This is a genomic window from Nocardia farcinica, assembly GCF_029867845.1.
In the GTDB taxonomy this organism is placed as follows: domain Bacteria; phylum Actinomycetota; class Actinomycetes; order Mycobacteriales; family Mycobacteriaceae; genus Nocardia; species Nocardia farcinica_A.
In genome coordinates, this window is the sequence record NZ_JARWRU010000517.1 from 1 (window position 1) to 2831 (window position 2831).

Below are 2831 nucleotides of genomic sequence, written 5' to 3' on the forward strand. Positions count from 1 at the left end.
GGGGGGGGTAACCCAAACCCACCCCCCCCTTATCGGCCCCCTCTTTAAAAACAAATCCCCGGCCCCCCCCGGGGGGGGGGTGGGGGCACGGCCTCGTGGCAGGTAGATCAGCTGGAAGGCGGGAGCGCCACCTCGGATTCGGCCGGTGTGCGCGATTCTGTTCGACCGCGCCATACTTCACCGATATCCATATGTACAAACATCGGTTTGTGGTAACGTGGGGGAAGCTGCCGAGAGGATGATGTTCCATGAGCGCTGATCCCGCACTCGACCTGGCGTTGCGTGCGCTGGCCGACGGCAACCGGCGGTCGATCCTGGCCGTCATCCGCGGTGGTCCGCGGTCGGTGGGAGCGATCGCCGAGGAGGTCGGGCTCTCGCAGCAGGTGACCTCGCATCATCTCGGTGTGTTGCGCGAGGCCGGGGTGGTGATGGGGAGCCGGGAGGGAACGCGGCATCTGTTCGTCGTGCGCACCGACGGGCTCGCGGCGGTGCGGTCGTATCTCGACGGGTTCTGGCCCGACAAACTCGCCGCGCTCAAGGCGGCCGTGGAGGCAGGGGAGCGGGAACGTGGCTGAATACCGGACCTCGATCGAGATCGCCGCGCCGCCGGAGTCGGTCTTCGAGTACCTGACCACCGAGTCGGGGATGACGGCGTGGATGGGCAGTCACGCCGATCTCGAGCCGCGCCCCGACGGGCTGTTCGCCGTGGACATCGCGGGTTTCCCCATCCGAGGGCGGTACCTTCGCGTGGAACATCCCACGCGTGTCGTCGTGTCGTGGGGCGTCGCGGGCAGCGACGACCTGCCTGCCGGCTCGTCCACGGTCGAGTTCCGGCTCACTGCCGTCGGTGGCGGCACTCGCGTCGACCTCACGCACTCGGGACTGCCCGAGCCCGACTTGCCCGGCCACGCCGACGGCTGGCAGCACTTCCTGCCGCGACTGGCCGTCGTCGCGGCGGGCGGGGATGCGGGGCCCGACCACTGGCGACCCCGCGGCCACTGATCGCCGCCCCGGTTCCACTCGATCACCAGCTCTGCCGCACCCCCGAGTTCCATCCGACCACGAGAAGAGGAGACCCATGGCCCACCCGACCGCTTTCGACATCGTGCAGGACTACCACCGGGCTTGGACCGGCGGCGACATCGACCGTGCCATGAGCCTGGTCGCCGACGACATCGTCTGCCGCGCACCGGGGTCCGACTTGGCGGGTAAGGACGCCTACCGCGCCTATATCGGCGCCTTCGCGCCCGCGTTGACCGGCCTGGCGGATATCGCGGCCTTCGCCGACGGCGAGCGCGTCGCCCTCTTCTACTACCCGCAGACCGCCGCGACCAGCATCGCGCCCGCCGCCGAGTGCTTCACCGTCCGCGACGGCGCCATCGCCGAGAGCGTGCTGGTCTTCGACCGTATGAGTTTCGCGCCGTCGGCCGCGAGCGCGTAGGCGGGGTGCGCGGTGCCGCGGCAAGCCGAGTTGATCGAGCGCCTGCGCGCGATGCTCGCCGGACAGCGCACCCGTGAGGTGTCGATGTTCGGCAGCCGGGCGTTCCTGGTGAACGACAAGAGCGGCGCGGGCGCGTGGCGGGCGGGCGATCTGCTGGGCCGGGGCGACGGAGCGCGCGACGGCGAACTCGCCGGACGCCCCGGGGCCGCGCGGGCCCGGATGGGGCCGGGGCGCGTCATGGGGCCGGGCTGGCTGGAGGTGTCCGCGGTCTCGATCGCCGACGACGCGGACCTGGCGTTCTGGCTGGATATCGCGCTGGAGCACAACCGCGCCGCGGCGAGGTGATGTCGTTCACCAGGGGATAGTCAATCAAATTGATAAACCAGGTTGTATATTAGCGGTGTGGTAGCCGCTGAATCCCCTCTTGCTCTCGCCCTGCGTGACGCCCTGCGTCCGCTCTGGCGGCAGCTGACCGCCCATCGGACGATCTCGACCGGCAAGCTGGGCGTGCTGGCCTATCTGGCCGAGCACGGTCCGGCTACCTCGGCGACGCTGGCGGCCGCGGAGAAGATCAGCCCGCAGGCGATCGCGAACGCGGTGCGGGAGCTGGAAGCGCTCGGCCTGATCGCGCGCGCCCAGGACGAACACGACCGGCGCAAGGTGTGGGTGTCGCTGACCGAGACGGGGCGCCAGCGCCTGGTCGCGGAGCGGTCCTACGGCAACGAGTGGCTGGAACAGGCCATCGCCGAGCGGCTCACCCCGGACGAGGTCGCGATACTCGCGGCTGCCGTGCCCGTGCTGGGGAAGCTGACGCAGCCGCCGGTGGCGGCGGCAGCGACGCGCGTGACCGAGAAGGGTGCGCTCGTTGACTGACACCGCCGCGCCCGAAACCGTTCGGATCGCCGGGGAACAGGCCGTCCGTCCCGGCCTGCTGACCGCGCTGGTCTACACCGCCCTGACCACCGCTGTGGTCAGCTCCCTCGGCATGCTGCTGGTCCCGACGCTGTCGACCGAGATGGACGTGCCGGTCAGCACCGCGCAGTGGATGCTGACGGTCAACCTGCTCGTCGGCGCGGTCGCCACCCCGATCATGGGCCGATTGAGCGACGGCCCGCACAAGAAGCGTCTGCTGATGTGGTCGTTGCTGGTGATCCTGATCGGCTCGGTGATGGCGGCCACCGCACCCAACTTCGCCGTCTTTCTCGTCGGCCGCGCCTTCCAAGGGTTGTCCTACGGCATCGTGCCGGTGACCATCGCGCTGGCCAGGCGCTACCTGCCCGAGGACAAGGTGCGCTTCGGCATCTCCAGTCTCTCGGTGACCGTCTCCACCGGCTTGGGCATCGGCTATCCGCTCACCGGCATTCTCGCCGACCGGGCGGGTTTCCGGGCC

The 2831-nt window shown here is 69.9% G+C and carries 6 protein-coding genes; all 6 read left to right on the forward strand.

Features of this window, described 5'->3' with window-relative positions:
• Positions 1 to 248 precede the first annotated feature (248 nt).
• Positions 249 to 575, forward strand: coding sequence for an ArsR/SmtB family transcription factor (locus tag QH283_RS11230; protein ID WP_280502952.1), 327 nt, complete (start codon positions 249 to 251; stop codon positions 573 to 575).
• The gene (locus QH283_RS11235) at positions 568 to 1002 is read left to right on the forward strand and encodes an SRPBCC family protein (RefSeq protein WP_280502953.1); all 435 of its coding nucleotides are present in this window, start codon (positions 568 to 570) and stop codon (positions 1000 to 1002) included. The genes QH283_RS11230 and QH283_RS11235 overlap by 8 nt, the downstream gene beginning before the upstream one ends.
• A gap of 76 nt (positions 1003 to 1078) precedes the next feature.
• Entirely contained in the window at positions 1079 to 1441 is a 363-nt protein-coding gene (locus QH283_RS11240; RefSeq protein ID WP_280502954.1) for a nuclear transport factor 2 family protein, read from the forward strand.
• 12 nt (positions 1442 to 1453) lie between these two features.
• Positions 1454 to 1786 (forward strand): hypothetical protein, encoded by a 333-nt coding sequence (locus QH283_RS11245; RefSeq protein WP_280502955.1) that lies wholly within the window; start codon positions 1454 to 1456, stop codon positions 1784 to 1786.
• A gap of 57 nt (positions 1787 to 1843) precedes the next feature.
• Complete coding sequence (locus QH283_RS11250) at positions 1844 to 2314, forward strand: MarR family winged helix-turn-helix transcriptional regulator (protein WP_280502956.1); 471 nt, start codon at positions 1844 to 1846, stop codon at positions 2312 to 2314.
• 25 nt (positions 2315 to 2339) lie between these two features.
• Positions 2340 to 2831 (forward strand): MFS transporter (locus tag QH283_RS11255; RefSeq protein WP_432420706.1); only part of this gene is annotated, 492 nt, incomplete at its 3' end.

Excerpts from the sequence above, each read along its gene's own strand:
- QH283_RS11230 (WP_280502952.1), top strand. The coding sequence starts at position 249 with ATGAGCGCTGATCCCGCACTCGACCTGGCGTTGCGTGCGCTGGCCGAC.
- QH283_RS11240 (WP_280502954.1), top strand. The coding sequence starts at position 1,079 with ATGGCCCACCCGACCGCTTTCGACATCGTGCAGGACTACCACCGGGCT.